Below are 18,271 nucleotides of genomic sequence, written 5' to 3' on the forward strand. Positions count from 1 at the left end.
CCTTATCGCGCCACGCTAAAATACCCTTCTCCGAAACGGATGCGCTGAGTCGGCGCCAGACCGTGTCGTGCGGGTGACACTGCCGGTATTTCTCCTTTGTGTCGCCCAGGACTGTGGAGAAGTCGAACAACGTGCACAGCGTTCAGGATTTAGGCGAAGAGAGCCCCCGCTCCTTTCGTAGCCTCTTGATTTTCGCGTCCGGAATTGCAAATCCGGAGCTGGAAAAAGACAGAACGGATGATGATGAACGACGCCGCTCGAAAGATTGCAGCCGTTGCTCCGTCGGAGCAGCATTATCGCGAAGCTCCCAACAATATCGAAGCCGAGCAGGCGCTTCTGGGCGCAATCCTGATGAACAACGACGCCTATTACCGGGTGTCGGACTTCCTGAAGCCTATCCATCTCTATGAACCGCTGCATCGGAAGATCTTCGAGGTTGCCGGCGATATCATCCGCATGGGCAAGATCGCCAATCCGGTGACGATCAAGACCTTCCTGAAGGCCGACGAGAAGGTCGGCGACATGACGGTTTCGCAATATCTGGCGAGCCTCGTCAGCAACGCCGTCACCGTCATCAATGCCGAGGATTACGGCCGGGCGATCTACGACCTGGCGCTGCGCCGGGCGCTGATCACCATCGGCGAGGACGTCGTCAACATCGCCTATGACGCGCCGCTCGACATGCCGCCGCAGTCGCAGATCGAAGATACCGAACGCCGCCTCTTCGAACTGGCGGAAAACGGCCGCTACGACGGCGGATTCCAGGCCTTCAACGATGCCGTTGCGCTGGCGATCGACATGGCGGCCGTCGCCAAGGAACGCGATGGCGGGCTTTCCGGCATTTCCACCGGCATCCATTCGCTGGATTCCAAGATGGGTGGCCTGCAGCGTTCGGACTTGATCGTGCTGGCCGGACGTCCCGGCATGGGCAAGACCTCGCTTGCCACCAATATTGCCTATAATATCGCCGCCGCCTACGAAGGCGAAGTCCAGTCGGACGGCAGCATGAAGGCGAAGAACGGCGGCGTCGTCGGCTTCTATTCGCTCGAAATGTCGTCCGAACAGCTCGCCACCCGTATCATCTCCGAGCAGACGGAAGTCTCCTCCTCGAAGATCCGCCGCGGCGACATCAACGATGCCGATTTTGAAAAGCTCGTCGCCTGCTCGATGATGATGCAGAAAGTGCCGCTCTATATCGACCAGACCGGCGGTATTTCGATCGCCCAGCTTTCGGCGCGCGCCCGCCGCCTCAAGCGCCAGCGCGGCCTCGACGTGCTTGTGGTCGACTACATCCAGCTGATGACCGGCTCGGGCAAATCCAGCGACAACCGCGTCCAGGAAATCACCCAGATCACCACCGGCCTGAAGGCGCTCGGCAAGGAGCTCAACGTTCCGATCATCGCGCTGTCGCAGCTCTCGCGTCAGGTCGAAAGCCGCGACGACAAGCGCCCGCAGCTTTCCGACCTTCGCGAATCCGGCTCGATCGAGCAGGACGCCGACGTCGTGTTGTTCGTGTTCCGCGAGGAATACTACGTCAAAAATTCGGAGCCGCGCGACATCCACGATCCGAAATATCCGGAATGGGAAGCGCTGTTCGACAAGGTAAAAGGTACGGCCGACGTCATCATCGCCAAGCAGCGCCACGGGCCGACAGGCACGGTGAAGCTCGCCTTCCAGTCGGAATTCACCCGCTTCGCCGATCTCGCCGATCCCTCCTTCACACAGTACGAGGAACATTGACGCGGTTTTCCGGGTCAATTTCCCCTAGAAACCTGTGGCCCGCAACAAGGCCACCGTCACAACGCCGCCGACGACGCTGGCAAGCATCGGCAGGCGGCGGGCGGCCAGCGCCGTTGCGGCACATGCCAGTGTCTCCGCCCAGCCGGTCGCAAAGGCGGTCGGAGCGATCACCGCCATCAGGACCGCCGGCGGGATCGCCTCAATCGCCGTTTTCCAGCGCTCGTCCAGCTGCACGTGACGGATGAGGACGAGACCGCTGATGCGCGTGAAAATCGTCGCGAATGCCATCGCGAGGATGGCAAGCAGGGTATTGATATCAAGCGTCATGCGGCCTGCTCCTGGACCCCACCCTTCCAGAAAGCCATCACCAGTCCGGCCAAAGCGCCGGCTGCGATATACCAGACGCCCGGCACGAAATGATGGACGGCGACGGCTGCAATTCCGCTCGCGGCCAGAATAGCGCCCGTTTCCGGTCCCTTCCAGAAGCCCATGACCAGCACGACAAACACGGCCGGAAAAGCGAAATCGAGACCGATGACCGCCGGATCGCCCAGAAAGACGCCGAGCAACGCGCCTGCGAGCGAAGAGCCGACCCAGGCGACATAGAAGGGCGCGACGATGCCGGCATACCAGACGGGCGTCAGCCGTGTGCTGCCGGCGCGGAACTCCGCCATGGCCCAGAGTTCGTCAGCGAGAAACAGCATGGCGGCATAGCGCTTGATGGTGGAGAAGGACTGCATCTTCATACCGAGCGACGCGCTCATCAGCACATGGCGGATATTGACCAGCAGTGTTGCGAAGCCGACGCCGACCCAGCTTGCCGGATGCGCCCATATATCCATTGCCACGAACTGCGAGCCGCCGGCGAAGACCAGCGCACTCATCAGCGTCGTTTCCAACACCGAAAGACCCTTGGTGGCCGAAATCGCGCCGAAAACCAGACCGATCGGAGCAACGGCGACGACAAGCGGAAAGATGGCGCGCATTCCGGCAAGAAATTCGCCGGTAAGAAATTCGCTGGATGGCCGGCTTTGCTGCAACATGGCAACCTCCTGATTGAGATCACGGAGCAGTAGCCCAGCCCGACACAGCCGTATTGAACGAAAGTGATCAGCCAGTACGGAATTGACCGGGTGTTACGCCTGTCCGCGCCTTGAAGTGCCGGGAGAAATGCGCCTGATCGGCAAAACCGCATTCGAGCGCGATATCGGCGGGCATGCGCCCCTGCCGCAGCAGCCTGCGGGCCACCTGCACGCGCCGGTCCGTCAGGAAGGCATGTGGCGTGATGTGGTATTCCTTGCGGAAGGCGCGGATGAGATGCGCGCGGCTCAACCTCGCCACCCCGGCCAGTTCCTCAAGGCCGACGTCGCTGTCGAAATTCTCGATGAGATATTCGCGCGCGCGGGCGACGGCGCTTCGCTCCTGCGTATCGACAGGCACGACGATTGTGCTGCCGTGGCGCGCAAAGATCGCCGCCAGCACCGAGAACATGCTTTCATCGGACTCCAATGCACCTGCGCCCCTTTCGAGCGTGCGGTGGGCGGCGTGAAAAGCATTGGCGAGTTGCGGATCGCGTGGAAGCCCGCCGGAAAAAGACGGCGTCGCGTGAAAGGCCTTGCCCGTCACATCCTCCAGAATATCGATGAATAATTTCATGTCCGGATAAATCATGCGGTAGCGGTAGCCCTCGCCGCCGGGAGCGCCGTCATGAATGACGCCCGGATCGATAAGATAAAGGTCGCCCGGGCCGGTTTCCTCCCGCCTGCCGCTCAGCGTGGCGATCTGGCTGCCGCTTTCAATCGCGCCGATGCTGAATGTATCGTGCGCATGCGGCGCATATTCATGAGTGAGAAAGGTAGCGCTCAGACACTCCATGTCACGGAAGCGGCTGTCCCGCCAAAAGCGGGCCGATTCCACGTTGGCGAGCGGCATAGCCTCCGCCGCCTCTTTCTGAGATACGTTCTGCATGCGGGTAGATTAGCGCCGAAGCCGCCATGCGTCTTGAACAAAAGTGATCGTACAGGCGGCAAAGGATGGTATGTGACCGCCCGCGCTTTCCCTTGGCCACAATGCTCACTAGACTGGGTGAGGTGATTTTCCCTTCATTTCTTCACGGCGATTCATGACAGATTTTCCCATTCCCTTCGACGACGACGATCTTTTCGCTTCCGCAGGCCTGCGGCTGACCGTCGACTTGACCGCGCTTACGGAGAACTGGCGCGATATGGCGCGCCGCTCCGGTGCAGCGCGCGCCTCGGCCGTCGTCAAGGCGGATGCCTATGGCATGGGCATCGAGGATGCCGGCGAAGCGCTCTATATGGCAGGCGCCCGCGACTTCTTCGTCGCGACCGTCGACGAGGGCGTCACCCTTCGCCTCTATGCGCCGGAGGCGCGCATCTTCGTGCTCTCCGGCATCTGGCCGGGCACCGAGCGACGCTTCTTCGACAATGATCTGGTGCCGGTGATTTCTTCCGACGAGCAACTCGCCTTCTGGATGGCGGTGCTGGCCGATTACGGCGACTACCCCTGCGCGCTGCATGTCGATACCGGTTTCAATCGGCTCGGACTACATATCGACGATGCGATCGCGCTCGTCGACGATGTTTCGCGGCCGGCGAGTTTCGCGCCGGTGCTTGTCATGAGCCATCTCGCCTGCGGCGACGATCCCAGCCATGCGATGAACCGGCGGCAGCTCGAATCATTCCACAGGGTTAGCGCCGCCTATGAAGGCATCGATTCAAGTCTTGCGGCCTCGGCCGGCATCTTTCTCGGCGAGGATTATCACTTCGACCTGACCCGCCCCGGCATTGCGCTCTATGGCGGCGAAGCGGTCTGCGGCATGACGAACCCGATGCGGCCGGTGGCAACCGCGGAAGCGCGCATCATCCAGGTGCGAAATGTCGAGGCCGGCGAGACCGTCAGCTATGGGCGGGCGCTGCAGCTCAACCGCAAAAGCCGGCTGGCGATCGCCTCGGCCGGTTATGCCGACGGCTATATGCGCAGCCAGTCGAGCGGCGGCGTGCCGCTGCGCCAAGCGGTGCCGCAAGGCGGGCAAGGCTTTATCGCCGGACACAAGGTGCCGGTTGCCGGCCGGATCACCATGGACCTGACGATCTTCGATATCACCGACCTGCCTGACAATGCCGTGCGCGCCGGGGATTATGTCGAGCTGTTCGGCAAGAATATGCCAGTCGACGACGTGGCGCGGGCAGCAGGCACGATCGGATACGAGATCCTGACCAGCATGGGGCTCCGCCATGAGCGGCGCTATGTCGCCGAGGAGTAGAGTTCGCCCGTCAACGGCTGCTGAGCGCAAGGCGGACGCCGAGCGCTACGAAAAGCGCGCCGAGGCTGCGATCGAGCCATAGCCCGACTTTCTGATTATGCCTGAGCGCATCGGCAAGGCGCCCGCCGAGAAGGACGAGCGGCGGCTCGATGAAGGCAGCGACGACAATGATAAGCCCGCCATGCAGCAGGAGTTGGGCCCATGCCGGTCCTGCCCCTTCGACGACGAATTGCGGCAGGAAGGCCAGGAAGAAGATCGCCACCTTCGGATTGAGCAACGACACCAGGATTCCCTGCCGGTAGATCCTTGCGCCCGGCATTTCTTCACCGGCAGCCTTTATCAGTCCATTGCCGCCGCCGGCGCGCAACGCCTGGATGCCCAGCCAGACGAGATAGGCGGCGCCGATCCATTTGACCGTCGAGAAGGCGGCGGCGGAAGCGGCAAGCACGGCGGAAAGGCCGAGTGCCGCCATCAGCACGTGCAGGCAGGCGCCAGACCAGACACCGAACAACGCGGAAAAACCTGCACGTTTTCCGCCTCTCATCGTGTGACCGAGGATGAAGGCGATGTCGGGGCCGGGCGAGAGGTTGAGCAAAACCGCAGCCGACAGAAATGCAAGCCAGTGCGCGAGCGAATAATCGAACATCTTCCACCGTTCCGGATAAGCAGAGAACAAAGGATAGGCACGGCGCGCGCTGATGGGGAAATCATTAGTTTTGATCCGTCGCGATAGCCATTATCTCAAGCACGACAATGATTCGATGAAGCGGCGCGTCTGCTTGCCTCGGGAATCCGGACTGAAAGAGTAATTGATGGCGAAGGCCAGGACACAATTCATCTGCCAGAATTGCGGCACGGTTCATAACCGCTGGGCCGGCAAATGCGAAAACTGCGGCGAGTGGAACACCATCGTCGAAGAGGACCCGATGGGCGGGATCGGCTCCGGTCCGGGCAAGACGCCGAAAAAGGGCCGCCCGGTGGCGCTGACGGCGCTATCCGGCGAGATCGAGGAGGCGCCGCGCATCCACACCGCCATGTCGGAGCTCGATCGGGCGCTTGGCGGCGGCTTCGTGCGCGGCTCGGCGGTGCTGATCGGCGGCGATCCCGGCATCGGCAAATCGACGCTGCTGATGCAGGCGGCCGCCGCCCTTGCACGGCGCGGCCACAAGATCATCTACGTCTCCGGCGAAGAAGCCGTGGCGCAGGTCCGGCTGCGGGCGCAACGCCTCGCGGCGGCCGATACCGACGTGATGCTGGCGGCCGAAACCAATGTCGAGGATATTCTGGCGACCCTCGCCGAGGGCAAGCGGCCGGATCTCGTCATCATCGATTCCATCCAGACGCTGTGGAGCGAACTGGCCGAATCCGCGCCGGGAACGGTGACGCAGGTGCGCACCGGCGTGCAGGCGATGATCCGTTTCGCCAAGCAGACGGGGGCCGCCATGGTGCTCGTCGGGCATGTGACCAAGGACGGGCAGATCGCCGGCCCGCGCGTCGTCGAGCACATGGTCGATGCCGTGCTCTATTTCGAAGGCGATCGCGGCCATCACTACCGCATCCTGCGCACGGTCAAGAACCGCTTCGGACCGACCGACGAGATCGGCGTCTTCGAAATGTCCGACAAGGGCTTGCGCGAAGTCGCCAATCCCTCGGAACTCTTCCTCGGCGAGCGCAACGAGAAATCGCCGGGCGCTGCCGTCTTTGCCGGCATGGAGGGCACACGTCCGGTGCTCGTCGAGGTGCAGGCGCTGGTGGCGCCGACCTCACTCGGCACGCCGCGGCGCGCCGTGGTCGGCTGGGATTCGGCCAGGCTGTCGATGATCCTGGCCGTGCTCGAAGCCCATTGCGGCGTCCGGCTCGGCCAGCACGACGTCTACCTCAACGTCGCCGGCGGTTACCGCATCACCGAACCGGCCGCCGATCTGGCCGTCGCTTCGGCGCTCGTTTCCTCGCTTGCCGGTATTGCCCTTCCTGCCGATTGCGTCTATTTCGGCGAAGTCAGCCTGTCGGGCGCCATCCGGCCGGTTGCGCACACCGCCCAGCGCCTCAAGGAAGCCGAGAAGCTGGGTTTTTCCGCGGCATTGCTTCCATCCGCCTCCGCCGAATTGCCGAAGGGTTCCGGCGGGCGCTGGAGCGAGGTCGAAAGCCTGCCGGATCTGGTCGCGCGCATCGCCGGGTCGAAGGGGGCGTTGCGTGTGGAAGACGAGGTTTGATCCTTTCATTGCCAAGATTGGTGATGATATAGGAGGCACACGATAAGGCACGACACGGCCGCCAAGCGGCAGTCCTGGAGTTGAATATACATGCCCATTACGATTTTCGACGGTATTGTCATCGGCGTCGTGCTCTTCTCCGCCGTGCTGGCGATGGTCCGCGGCTTTTCGCGCGAGATCCTCTCGATCGCGAGTTGGGGCGGTTCGGCGGCGGCGGCCTACTACCTCTATCCCTACCTGCTGCCCTATGCGAAGAAATACACCGATGACGACCGCATTGCGATCATCGGTTCGGCAGCGGTCGTCTTCCTGATCGCGCTCATCGTCATCTCCTTCATCACGATGAAGATCGCCGATTTCATCATCGACAGCCGCGTCGGCGCGCTTGATCGCACGCTCGGTTTCCTGTTCGGGGCAGCCCGCGGCGTGCTGCTGCTTGTCGTTGCCGTCGCCTTCTGGAACTGGCTGGTCGATGTCGATCACCGCCCGGCCTGGGTCAACGAAGCCAAATCGAAGCCCTTCCTGGATTCGATGGTCGTGAAGCTGAAATCGGCTCTGCCGGAGCAATTTGCCCAGATGATACCGGCGAGCATCCGTGATAAGCTTCAGCCGCAGGCACAGGGCACTGAGGGTACCACGCCGCCGACGGGCGACCAGGCTCCGGCGGAAGACGCACCGAATGCGCCTGCAGACGGCGCACAGCAGCCGGCGAATTGACACAGTGTTCAAGAGCTTGACCCGCCTTAAGGCAATTGCCATTTGAGCGGAATGTGAATGAGGGTCCGGTCGGGCATTCCAGCTCCGCCGGGCTTCCGTTATTTCTGGAAATGCCGATCCATTCTTGTGAGAGCAGAGGCCCGCAGAAATGAACCAGTCCCATGCCATCCCGACCGACGATCCGCTCGACGGAGATACGCTGCATGAAGAATGCGGGGTATTCGGAATTTTGGGACATCCCGATGCCGCAGCGCTCACGGCGCTTGGCCTGCATGCGCTTCAGCATCGCGGACAGGAAGCGGCCGGCATCGTCTCCTTCGACGGCAAGCGCTTTTATCAAGAGCGCCATATGGGCCTCGTCGGCGACCACTATACCAATCCGATGACGCTCGCCCGCCTGCCCGGCAGCATGTCGATCGGCCATACGCGCTACTCGACGACAGGCGAAGTGGCCATGCGCAACGTGCAGCCGCTCTTTGCCGAACTGGAAGAAGGCGGCATCGCCATTGCCCATAACGGCAATTTCACCAACGGGTTGACGCTGCGCCGCCAGATCATCGCCACCGGCGCCATCTGTCAGTCCACCTCCGACACGGAAGTTGTCCTCCACCTCATTGCCCGCTCGCGCCATGCGTCCACATCCGACCGCTTCATCGATGCGATCCGCCAGATGGAAGGCGGCTATTCGATGCTCGCCATGACGCGCACGAAGCTGATTGCCGCCCGTGACCCCACAGGCATCCGCCCGCTCGTGCTGGGCGAACTCGACGGCAAGCCGATCTTCTGCTCCGAAACCTGCGCGCTCGATATCATCGGCGCCAAGTTCATCCGCGACGTGGAAAACGGCGAAGTCGTCATCTGCGAAATCCAGCCCGACGGCTCGATCAGCATCGATGCGCGCAAGCCCAGCAAGCCGCAGCCGGAGCGCCTCTGCCTGTTCGAATATGTCTATTTCGCCCGGCCGGACTCGGTCGTCGGCGGCCGCAACGTCTATACGACGCGCAAGAACATGGGCATGAACCTCGCCAAGGAATCGCCCGTCGATGCCGACGTGATCGTGCCGGTGCCGGATGGCGGCACGCCCGCAGCGCTCGGCTATGCCCAGCAGAGCGGCATTCCCTTCGAATACGGTATCATCCGCAACCATTATGTCGGCCGCACCTTCATCGAGCCGACGCAGCAGATCCGCGCCTTCGGCGTAAAGCTGAAGCATTCGGCCAACCGGGCGATGATCGAAGGCAAGCGTGTGGTGCTGGTGGACGATTCCATCGTGCGCGGCACGACCTCTCTCAAGATCGTCCAGATGATCCGCGAAGCCGGCGCGCGCGAAGTCCATGTCCGCGTCGCAAGCCCGATGATCTTCTTCCCGGATTTCTACGGCATCGACACGCCCGATGCCGAAAAGCTGCTGGCAAACCAGTATGCCGATGTCGAAGCCATGGCCAAATATATCGGTGCGGATTCGCTGGCTTTCCTGTCGATCAACGGGCTTTACCGCGCCGTCGGCGGCGAGGATCGCAATCCGGCCCGGCCGCAATTCACCGATCACTATTTCACCGGTGACTACCCGACCCGCCTACTCGACAAGAACGGCGAGTCGATGGGCAACAAGCTTTCGATGCTTGCCAGCAACGGCTGACCAGTAACGGCTGGCAAGCAACGGCTGACGGGGGCCGGCTTTCCTATCATCCATTCGGAGGGGTTCACCGCACCCCTCTCCCTTCGTCGGGGAATACGACATCATGAACATCAATCTTGAGGGCAAGATCGCACTCGTCACCGGCGCGTCGCGCGGCATCGGCTATTTCACGGCGCTGGAACTGGCCAAAGCCGGCGCCCATGTGATTGCCTGCGCCCGCACGGTCGGCGGGCTCGAGGATCTCGACGATGCGATCAAGGCCGTCGGCGGCACGGCGACGCTCGTGCCCTTCGACCTTGCCGACATGAATGCGATCGATGCGCTCGGCGGCTCGATCTTCGAGCGCTGGGGCAAGCTCGACATCCTCGTCGCCAATGCCGGCGTGCTCGGCGTCATTTCGCCGATCGGCCATATCGAAGCGAAAGTGTTCGAGAAGGTGATGAGCATCAACGTCACCGCGACATGGCGGCTGATCCGCTCGGTCGATCCGCTGCTCGCCCGTTCCGATGCCGGCCGAGCGGTCATCCTGTCTTCAGGCGCTGCCCATAAATGCCGCCCCTTCTGGGGCGCCTATTCTGCCTCCAAGGCCGCCGTCGAGGCGCTGGCGCGCACATGGGCGGGCGAAAGTCAAAGCACATCGCTGCGGATCACCAGCGTCGATCCCGGCGCGACACGCACCGCGATGCGGGCGCAGGCGGTCCCCGGCGAAGATCCGCAGACATTGCCGCATCCATCCGAAGTGGCGAAGGCGATCCTGCCGTTGCTCGGTCCCGGAGTAACGGAGACGGGCAAACTGTTTATGGTGCGGGAAAACAAGCTCGTCGATTACCGGCTGCCGGAATAGAAAGACGCGCGGCGCTATAGACGTCTCACTTCGCAGCAACGGCCGGGAACAGATGCGCCAGGCCCGTTTCCGACGGGCATAGGACGTTGAGATCCACCGGTCCCTGAATGCCGTCCAATGTGCCGTTATCGGCAAATTGCCAGATCGACCAACGGCTGCATTCTTCCTGCCTCGGCTCCCTGAACACGCTTCGCAGCCACAGGTAATGATCGGGGAAGCGGGATTCATTGCCTTTCAGATATTGATCGAAGAATTCCTGCGTGACGTAAAAGATAGGCTTTTCGGGAAAGGTGACTTTCAGTTCGGCGAAGAAGGCGCTCACCTCGGCCGCCATTTCCTCGAGCGTCGGGACTCTGTTGCAATTGCCGACAAACTCCAGATCGACGGCGATGGGCAGGGTTCCCTGCTCCTTCGGCACGGTCGCCAGGACATTCTGCGCCTGATCCCTGCCCGGGCGGCAGAAGGTGAAGAAATGATAAGCGCCCCTGACCACGCCGGCATCTCTGGCGCGCTGCCAGTTGTCGGCGAATTTGGAATCCCGATGATCTCCCCCTTCGGTCGCCTTCATGAAGGCGAAGCGGACATTCGCCTGCGTAGCGACCGCCTTCCAATCGATATCACCCTGGTGATGGCTGACATCGATGCCTTGGATCGGATAGCTGTCGAGAGAGGGATTGTTGAAGCGAAGCATCCCGAAATCGTATGCCAGATATGCCGCGAATGCGACCACCAGAATTGCAGTTGCTCCGATCGTCGATCGAGCCAGTTTCCGCATCCCTTCCCCCCAATTTTCGACAACTTCTCATCTGGCTATGCGAGATTTGCGCCGCGAAAATGGCAGAATCGGATGGATGGATCCTGTTGCCGCCGATCGCTCTTCGTCCCCCTTGACCGGAAGCGCGAACCGGGCCATAAAACCCGCCATGAAAACGGTTATCTGCATTATCTGCCGGAAGATTATTCGCTAGCGCGAGCGCTGGCCCGGCCGTTTTCGTCTCCCAAATAGTCAAGATGCGAAACGCCCCGGTCCGCCGGTCGCATTATTTTTCTGATCGTGCCTTTGGGAGAGTGGAATGGACGCGACGCCGGAACTGAAGCTGTACAACACGCTGACACGGGAAAAATCGGTGTTTTCGCCGATCGATCCCGACGCTGTCCGCATGTATGTCTGCGGGCCGACCGTCTATGACTTCGCTCATATCGGCAATGCCCGGCCGGTCATCGTCTTCGATGTGCTGTTCCGGCTGCTGCGTCATGTCTACGGCAAAGACCACGTCATTTACGCCCGCAACATCACCGACGTCGATGACAAGATCAATGCGCGCGCACTTCGGGACCACCCGGGCCTGCCACTCAATGAGGCGATCCGCGCGGTCACCGAAAAAACCGAAACGCAATTTCACGCCGATGTCGCCGAACTCGGCTGCCTGGAGCCGGATTTCGAACCGCGCGCCACCGACAACATCGCCGAGATGATCGAGATCATCGAGAAGCTGATCGGTAACGGCCATGCCTATGTCGCATCGGGCGAAGTGCTGTTCGACACCAAATCCATGGCGGATTACGGTCAGCTTTCGAAGCGTCCGCTCGACGAGCAGCAGGCAGGTGCGCGCATCGCCGTCGACGCGCATAAGAAGAACCCGGGCGATTTCGTGCTCTGGAAACTGTCGAGCCACAACGAGCCCGGCTGGGAGAGCCCGTGGGGCCGCGGCCGGCCTGGATGGCACATCGAATGCTCTGCGATGAGCAAGCGTTATCTCGGCGATGTCTTCGACATTCACGGCGGCGGGCTGGACCTGATCTTCCCGCACCATGAAAACGAGATCGCCCAGTCGCGCTGCGCCCATGGTACCCAAGTGATGGCGAATGTCTGGATGCATAACGGGTTCCTGCAGGTCGAAGGCCGCAAGATGTCGAAATCCGAAGGCAATTTCGTCACCATCCACGAATTGCTGCACACGGATACTTTCGGCGGCCGCCAATGGCCGGGCCAGGTGCTGCGCCTTGCCATGCTGATGACGCATTACCGCGAGCCGATCGATTTCTCGATCAAGCGACTGGAAGAGGCCGAACGTCTGCTCGCCAAATGGCCGGCCACAGAAGCCGGCGACGCGGCGCCCGATGAAAGCGTGCTGAATGCGCTGGCGGACGATCTCAACACGGTGGCGGCGGTGCAGGCATTGCATGCACTGGCGCAGGCCGCCCATACGGATCCCGCCGTGGGCGCCACCTTTGCGGCAACGGCCGACCTTCTGGGCCTGCTGCCGAAAAAGACGGAGATCGACGAAGCCGTCGCATCGGCGATCGATGCGCTGGTCGCCATGCGTCTCGAAATGCTGAAGGCGAAGAACTTCACCGAGGCCGACAAGATCCGCGACGAACTGACGGCAAAGGGTATCCAGCTGAAAGACGGCAAGGATCCGGTGACAGGCGAGCGCGTGACGACGTGGGAGGTCAAGAGATGACCACCTACACCGGCGGCTGCCAATGCGGGACGATCCGTTTCCGGGTCAGCGGGGACATCAAGGATTCGTCGATCTGTCATTGCCGCATGTGCCAGAAGGCGTTCGGGGCTTATTATGCGCCGCTGGTCTCGGTGCGCGGTGCCGATTTCGAATGGACCCGCGGAGAGCGGAAAAGATTTCGCTCTTCCAATTTCGTCGAGCGCGGCTTCTGCGGCGATTGCGGCACGCCGCTCACCTACGAAGCGCCGGATGGAATGGCGATTGCCGCGGGCGCCTTCGACGATCCTTCGGCGTTTCCGCCGCTGGTCCAATTCGGCGTCGAGGGCAAGATCGGTTTCGTCGATCATCTGCACGAATTGCCGGGGCACAGGACGGAGGAGGATGTGCAAGCCGCTCCCTTCCTGCTCGAGCTTGTCTCCTACCAGCATCCAGATCATGAGACGCAGGCATGCCCCCCCAAGGAGCTCGAATGACGACGGAAACGGACAAAAGCGGCGGGTGCCAATGCGGGGCGGTGCGTTACCGCGCCAAAGGCGAACTCGGCTATCCCCATCTTTGCCATTGCCGCATGTGTCAGAAGGCGGCCGGCAATTATTTCATGCCGCTGGCCGGCGTGAAGCGCAGCGATTTCACCATGACGCGCGGCGCGCCAAAATGGTTCCAGTCCTCGGATCTGGTGCGGCGCGGTTTCTGCGGCGATTGCGGCACGCCGCTGTTCTACGACATTCCGGGCGAAGGCTTCATCAACCTCACGCTCGGCTCGCTCGACGAGCCCGACGCGGTCAGGCCGGTGGCGCAATCGAATACCGGCCAGAAGATGTCCTGGTTTCATGCGCTGGACGGCCTGCCGCTCGAACCGGAGCCTGAGACGCCCGACCGCGAGAATGCGATCGCGGCGAGCAATCATCAGCACCCCGACCACGACACGAAAAGCTGGCCTTTCGGAGAGACCTCATGACGGACACGATCAAGACAGGCGGATGCCAGTGCGGCGCCGTGCGCTTCCGCATCTCAGGCAAGTTGGGGCGTCCCTCGATCTGCCATTGCCGCATGTGCCAGAAGCAGTTCGGCGGCTTTTTCTCGGCGCTCGTCACCGCGCCTGAGGAAGGCATGGAGTGGACGCGCGGCGAGCCGAGCTACTTCCAGTCCTCGGTCAATATCGATCGCGGCTTCTGCAGCAATTGCGGCACCCCGATGACCTATCGTCATCCGGGCGGACTGGAGCTTGCGATCGGCACCTTCGACGACCGCAGCGACCTCGCACCGCTGATCCAGGTCAACTACGAGGCCCGCCTGCCCTGGGTCGAGGAAATCTTCAAGGCGCCGGTGCTGAAGGATCAGGATTTCTACGCCCGGCAGGAGGCGATCATCTCCTTCCAGCATCCCGATCACGACACAGAAGTCTGGCCCGCGAAAGGCGTGAAGATATGACCGAGATCCTGCGCACGCTCTATCCGGAAATCGAACCCTATGCGTCCGGCCATCTCGATGTCGGCGATGGCCATGTGATCTATTGGGAGCGCTCCGGTACGCCTGGCGCCAAGCCCGCCGTCTTCCTCCATGGCGGTCCGGGCGGCGGTTTTTCGCCCGCACACCGCCGGCTTTTCGATCCCGCGCTTTACGACGTCATGCTGTTCGACCAGCGCGGTTGCGGCAGGTCGACGCCGCATGCGGATCTCAATGCCAACACGACCTGGCACCTCGTCGCCGATATCGAGCGGCTGCGCGAAATGGCCGGCGTCGACAGCTGGCAGGTGTTCGGCGGCTCCTGGGGTTCTACGCTGGCGCTCGCCTATGCCGAGACGCATCCGCAGCACGTGTCCGAGCTCATCCTGCGCGGTATCTACACGCTGACCAAGGCCGAGCTCGACTGGTACTATCAATTCGGCGTCTCGGAAATGTTCCCGGATAAGTGGGAGCGCTTCATCGCTCCCATTCCGCCGGAAGAGCGGCATGAGATGATGCATGCCTATCATCGCCGCCTGACGCACGAGGATAGGAAGGTGCGCCTCGAGGCCGCGCAGGCCTGGAGTATCTGGGAAGGCGAAACGATCACGCTGCTGCCCGAACCTTCGACGAGCGGCAAGTTCGAGGAGCCGGAATTCGCCTATGCCTTTGCGCGCATCGAGAACCATTTCTTCGTCAATGCCGGCTGGATGGACGAGGGACAGCTGATCCGCGATGCCGGCAGGCTCAAGGATATTCCCGGCGTCATCGTGCATGGCCGCTACGACATGCCCTGCCCGGCTAGATATGCCTGGCAGTTGCACAAGGCCTGGCCGAAGGCGGAGTTCCATCTGATCGAGGGTGCGGGCCATGCCTATTCGGAGCCCGGGATTCTCGATCGGCTGATCCGGGCGACGGATCAGTTTGCCGGGAAGGCATAAGCCACACCGTGAAGCCCCCCTCACCCTAACCCTCTCCCCGAGGGGAGAGGGGACAAGGCGAACGACGTGGCTACCCTTCTCCCCTCGGAGAGAAGGTGCCCGTAGCGCGGATGAGGGGGCATCCGCACGACAGAAACAACACCCGCTTGGCGGGAGGAAACGACATGAAAGAACGCATCTATCTCTTTGACACGACGCTCCGGGACGGGCAGCAGACGCCCGGCATCGATTTCTCCGTCGAGGATAAGATTGCGATCGCCGCCATGCTGGACGAGTTCGGCCTTGATTATGTCGAGGGCGGATATCCCGGCGCCAATCCGACGGATACTGCCTTCTTCGGCGAGAAGCGCACCAGCCGGGCCAGTTTCGTCGCCTTCGGCATGACGAAACGGGCAGGCGTTTCGGTGTCCAACGATCCCGGCATAGCGGGGCTCTTGCAGGCCAAGAGCGACGCCATCTGTTTCGTCGCCAAGAGCTGGGACTATCACGTCGCGGTGGCGCTCGGCTGCACCAATGAAGAAAACCTCGAATGCATCGGCGAAAGCGTCAAAGCGGCGGTCGGCGCCGGCAAGGAGGCGATCGTCGATTGCGAGCATTTCTTCGACGGCTTCAAGGCCAATCCGGCCTATGCGCTCGCCTGCGCCAAGACGGCCTATGAGAGCGGCGCACGCTGGGTCGTGCTCTGCGATACCAATGGCGGCACGCAGCCCCCGGAGGTGCGGGCGATCGTCGAGGCGGTGATCGCCTCAGGCGTTCCCGGCCACTGTCTTGGAATCCATGCGCATAACGACACCGGCCAGGCGGTCGCCAATTCGCTTGCCGCAGTCGAAGCCGGCGTCCGGCAGATCCAGGGCACGCTGAACGGCATCGGCGAGCGCTGCGGCAATGCCAATCTGGTGACACTGATCCCGACCTTGGCGCTGAAGAGCGCCTACAATACACGTTTCGAAACGGCGATTGACGAGGAGCGGCTGCTCAATCTCACCCGGCTCTCGCATGCCTTCGACGAGTTGCTCAACCGCTCGCCCGATCACCAGATGCCCTATGTCGGCGCTTCCGCCTTCGCCACCAAGGCCGGCATCCACGCCTCGGCGCTGCTCAAGGATCCGCGCACCTATGAACATGTGCCGCCGGAAAGCGTCGGCAATTTCCGCAAGGTCATGGTGTCGGACCAGGGCGGCAAGGCAAACTTCATCAATGCGTTGAAACGGCGCGGCATCGAGGTCGCCAAGGACGATCCGAAGCTCGACCTGCTGATCTCGATCGTCAAGGAACGCGAGGCGACGGGCTATGCCTATGAGGGCGCGGATGCGAGCTTCGAGCTGCTGGCGCGCCGCACGCTCGGCACGATCCCCGAATTCTTCACCATCGACGGCTTCCGCGTCATGATCGAGCGCCGCTTCGACAGTCTTGGCCGTGTGAAGATCGTCTCGGAAGCGGTGGTCAAGATTACCATCGACGGCCAAACGCTGATGTCGGTTGCCGATGCCGAAGGTCCCGTCAACGCGCTCGACCTCGCGCTGCGCAAGGATTTCGGCAAGTACCAGCACGAGATCGACGATCTGGTGCTCGCCGATTTCAAGGTGCGTATCCTCAATGGCGGCACGGAGGCGATCACCCGCGTGCTGATCGAATCCACCGACAGCGACGGCGTGCGCTGGTGGACGGTCGGCGTCTCGGAGAACATCATCGACGCTTCGTTCCAGGCGCTGATGGATTCAGTCATCTATAAGCTGATGAAGAACCGGCAGCTGGCGGGCAAGATCGCGGCGGAATAAGTCTATTCCGCCGGTTCGGCGACAAGACCCATCCAAATACCGTTCGTCCCCTTCGGGCGTCGCCGCGGCCGATGCCGGCCGGCGTCTTGCGCTTCAGATCTTCTCACCCTTCATTCAACGAAATGAATTGGCCTATTCACGGCGCTTAAGCTAGGCCGGATCAGAAGAAGAACAAAGATGGAAACACCGATGTCGACCGATGCATCCCTTCCGTTGGCCAAGAACGAAGACAGTCCGCGCGGGTTCGCCTTCGCGCTGACGGCCTATCTGCTCTGGGGCTTCCTGCCGATCTACATGAAGGCGGTGGCGCATATTTCGCCGGCCGAGGTGATCGCCCATCGCATCGTCTGGTCGCTGCCGCTGGCAGGCCTAGTGCTGGTCGTGCTCGGACGCACCGGGGATATCCGTGCCGCGCTCCGCTCGCCGCGCATGCTGGCGATGGGGGCGCTGACGGCGTCGCTGATCACCGTCAACTGGGGCACCTATGTCTGGGCGATCGGCGCCGGCCATTCGCTCGATGCGGCGCTTGGCTATTTCATCAATCCGCTGTTCAGCATCTTTCTCGGCGCGGTGATCCTCAAGGAAAAGCTGCAGCCGCTGCAGATGGCGGCGATCGGACTGGCAGCCCTCGCCGTCGCCGTTCTCGCGCTGGATAGCGGCGGCATCCCGTGGGTGGCGCTGACGCTGGCAATCAGCTGGGGTTTTTATGCCCTGCTGCGCAAGACGCTGCCGCTCGGGCCGAACCAGGGCTTCTTCCTCGAAGTGCTGATCCTGAGCGGCCCGGCCCTGCTCTACATCCTCTATCTCGAATTCGGCAGCGGCCAGGGTCATCTCTACCGCACCGGCCTTGCCGACACGACCCTGCTGCTCGGCTGCGGCGTCATCACCGCCGTGCCGCTGATGATCTATGCGAACGGCGCCAAGCTCCTGAAGCTCTCGACGATCGGCATCATGCAGTATATCGCGCCGACAATGATCTTCCTGATCGCGGTTTTCGTCTTCCACGAGCCACTCGGCACGGCGCGCATGATCGCCTTCCCGCTGATCTGGGCGGGGCTGTTCCTCTATAGCTGGTCGATGCTGAAGGGGAGCCGCGGACGCTGAAGCGCCAAAGGGCGTCGCGTCAAACCGGAGTCACGCGACGCGCTTCAGGTCTTTGTTCTATGCATGCCGTTGTCCCAAAACCGCTGGGGCGACCTGCA

Annotated in this window: 18 protein-coding genes; 13 read left to right on the plus strand and 5 right to left on the minus strand. The window is 62.1% G+C overall.

From position 1 onward, the window contains the following. Window positions 1-243 precede the first annotated feature (243 nt). The gene (locus tag FHT69_RS10820; RefSeq protein ID WP_025393962.1) at window positions 244-1,740 is read left to right on the plus strand and encodes a replicative DNA helicase; all 1,497 of its coding nucleotides are present in this window, start codon (window positions 244-246) and stop codon (window positions 1,738-1,740) included. A 24-nt stretch (window positions 1,741-1,764) separates the two neighbouring features. Here the strand turns inward: FHT69_RS10820 and FHT69_RS10825 are convergent, their stop codons facing one another. The 3 genes from FHT69_RS10825 to FHT69_RS10835 all read right to left on the minus strand — a co-directional run bounded on the left by FHT69_RS10825 (window position 1,765) and on the right by FHT69_RS10835 (window position 3,672). Further along, on the minus strand, window positions 1,765-2,067 hold the full coding sequence (locus FHT69_RS10825) for an AzlD family protein (protein WP_028756953.1): 303 nt from the start codon (window positions 2,065-2,067) through the stop codon (window positions 1,765-1,767). Continuing rightward, entirely contained in the window at window positions 2,064-2,783 is a 720-nt protein-coding gene (locus FHT69_RS10830; RefSeq protein ID WP_028756954.1) for an AzlC family ABC transporter permease, read from the minus strand. The genes FHT69_RS10825 and FHT69_RS10830 overlap by 4 nt, the downstream gene beginning before the upstream one ends. A gap of 67 nt (window positions 2,784-2,850) precedes the next feature. Next, a complete protein-coding gene (locus FHT69_RS10835) occupies window positions 2,851-3,672 on the minus strand; it encodes an AraC family transcriptional regulator (RefSeq protein ID WP_028756955.1) in 822 nt (273 codons plus the stop codon). A 190-nt stretch (window positions 3,673-3,862) separates the two neighbouring features. Here FHT69_RS10835 and alr point away from each other — a divergent pair, with 190 nt between their 5' ends. Then, window positions 3,863-5,026, plus strand: coding sequence for an alanine racemase (alr, locus tag FHT69_RS10840; protein ID WP_018241436.1), 1,164 nt, complete (start codon window positions 3,863-3,865; stop codon window positions 5,024-5,026). A gap of 10 nt (window positions 5,027-5,036) precedes the next feature. On the opposite strand, the gene FHT69_RS10845 is transcribed toward alr, so the two are convergent. Next, on the minus strand, window positions 5,037-5,672 hold the full coding sequence (locus tag FHT69_RS10845) for a LysE family translocator (RefSeq protein ID WP_097631074.1): 636 nt from the start codon (window positions 5,670-5,672) through the stop codon (window positions 5,037-5,039). A 166-nt stretch (window positions 5,673-5,838) separates the two neighbouring features. Here FHT69_RS10845 and radA point away from each other — a divergent pair, with 166 nt between their 5' ends. The 4 genes from radA (at window position 5,839) to FHT69_RS10865 (ending at window position 10,439) form a co-directional block, all read left to right on the plus strand. Further along, window positions 5,839-7,239: a DNA repair protein RadA gene (radA, locus tag FHT69_RS10850; protein WP_028756957.1), complete on the plus strand. Its 1,401-nt coding sequence runs from the start codon at window positions 5,839-5,841 to the stop codon at window positions 7,237-7,239. 90 nt (window positions 7,240-7,329) lie between these two features. Then, window positions 7,330-7,956 carry a CvpA family protein gene (locus FHT69_RS10855; protein ID WP_028756958.1) on the plus strand — a complete coding sequence of 209 codons (627 nt, stop codon included), beginning with the start codon at window positions 7,330-7,332 and terminating at the stop codon, window positions 7,954-7,956. Window positions 7,957-8,104: 148 nt separating this feature from the next. After that, complete coding sequence (purF, locus tag FHT69_RS10860; RefSeq protein ID WP_028756959.1) at window positions 8,105-9,595, plus strand: amidophosphoribosyltransferase; 1,491 nt, start codon at window positions 8,105-8,107, stop codon at window positions 9,593-9,595. Window positions 9,596-9,698: 103 nt separating this feature from the next. Continuing rightward, window positions 9,699-10,439, plus strand: a complete 741-nt coding sequence (locus FHT69_RS10865) for an SDR family NAD(P)-dependent oxidoreductase (RefSeq protein ID WP_183905317.1) — start codon at window positions 9,699-9,701, stop codon at window positions 10,437-10,439. A 25-nt stretch (window positions 10,440-10,464) separates the two neighbouring features. Here FHT69_RS10865 and FHT69_RS10870 read toward each other — a convergent pair whose 3' ends face one another. Next, window positions 10,465-11,214, minus strand: a complete 750-nt coding sequence (locus FHT69_RS10870) for a GH25 family lysozyme (RefSeq protein WP_028756961.1) — start codon at window positions 11,212-11,214, stop codon at window positions 10,465-10,467. A 298-nt stretch (window positions 11,215-11,512) separates the two neighbouring features. On the opposite strand from FHT69_RS10870, the gene cysS reads away from it, so the two are divergent. From cysS to rarD, 7 genes are all read left to right on the plus strand, one after another. Next, complete coding sequence (gene cysS / locus FHT69_RS10875; RefSeq protein ID WP_183905318.1) at window positions 11,513-12,904, plus strand: cysteine--tRNA ligase; 1,392 nt, start codon at window positions 11,513-11,515, stop codon at window positions 12,902-12,904. Further along, window positions 12,901-13,377, plus strand: coding sequence for a GFA family protein (locus FHT69_RS10880; RefSeq protein ID WP_063474253.1), 477 nt, complete (start codon window positions 12,901-12,903; stop codon window positions 13,375-13,377). Before cysS ends, FHT69_RS10880 begins: the two co-directional genes overlap by 4 nt. Next, on the plus strand, window positions 13,374-13,862 hold the full coding sequence (locus FHT69_RS10885; RefSeq protein WP_183905319.1) for a GFA family protein: 489 nt from the start codon (window positions 13,374-13,376) through the stop codon (window positions 13,860-13,862). Before FHT69_RS10880 ends, FHT69_RS10885 begins: the two co-directional genes overlap by 4 nt. Next, window positions 13,859-14,335 carry a GFA family protein gene (locus tag FHT69_RS10890; protein WP_028756965.1) on the plus strand — a complete coding sequence of 159 codons (477 nt, stop codon included), beginning with the start codon at window positions 13,859-13,861 and terminating at the stop codon, window positions 14,333-14,335. Before FHT69_RS10885 ends, FHT69_RS10890 begins: the two co-directional genes overlap by 4 nt. Further along, complete coding sequence (pip, locus tag FHT69_RS10895; RefSeq protein WP_028756966.1) at window positions 14,332-15,291, plus strand: prolyl aminopeptidase; 960 nt, start codon at window positions 14,332-14,334, stop codon at window positions 15,289-15,291. The genes FHT69_RS10890 and pip overlap by 4 nt, the downstream gene beginning before the upstream one ends. Before the next feature lie 164 nt (window positions 15,292-15,455). Beyond that, a complete protein-coding gene (gene cimA, locus FHT69_RS10900) occupies window positions 15,456-17,069 on the plus strand; it encodes a citramalate synthase (protein ID WP_183905320.1) in 1,614 nt (537 codons plus the stop codon). A gap of 189 nt (window positions 17,070-17,258) precedes the next feature. Continuing rightward, window positions 17,259-18,173, plus strand: coding sequence for an EamA family transporter RarD (rarD, locus tag FHT69_RS10905; RefSeq protein ID WP_097595046.1), 915 nt, complete (start codon window positions 17,259-17,261; stop codon window positions 18,171-18,173). Window positions 18,174-18,271 lie beyond the last annotated feature (98 nt).

The sequence above is a fragment of the Rhizobium sp. BK008 genome, assembly GCF_014197345.1.
GTDB lineage: Bacteria > Pseudomonadota > Alphaproteobacteria > Rhizobiales > Rhizobiaceae > Rhizobium > Rhizobium anhuiense.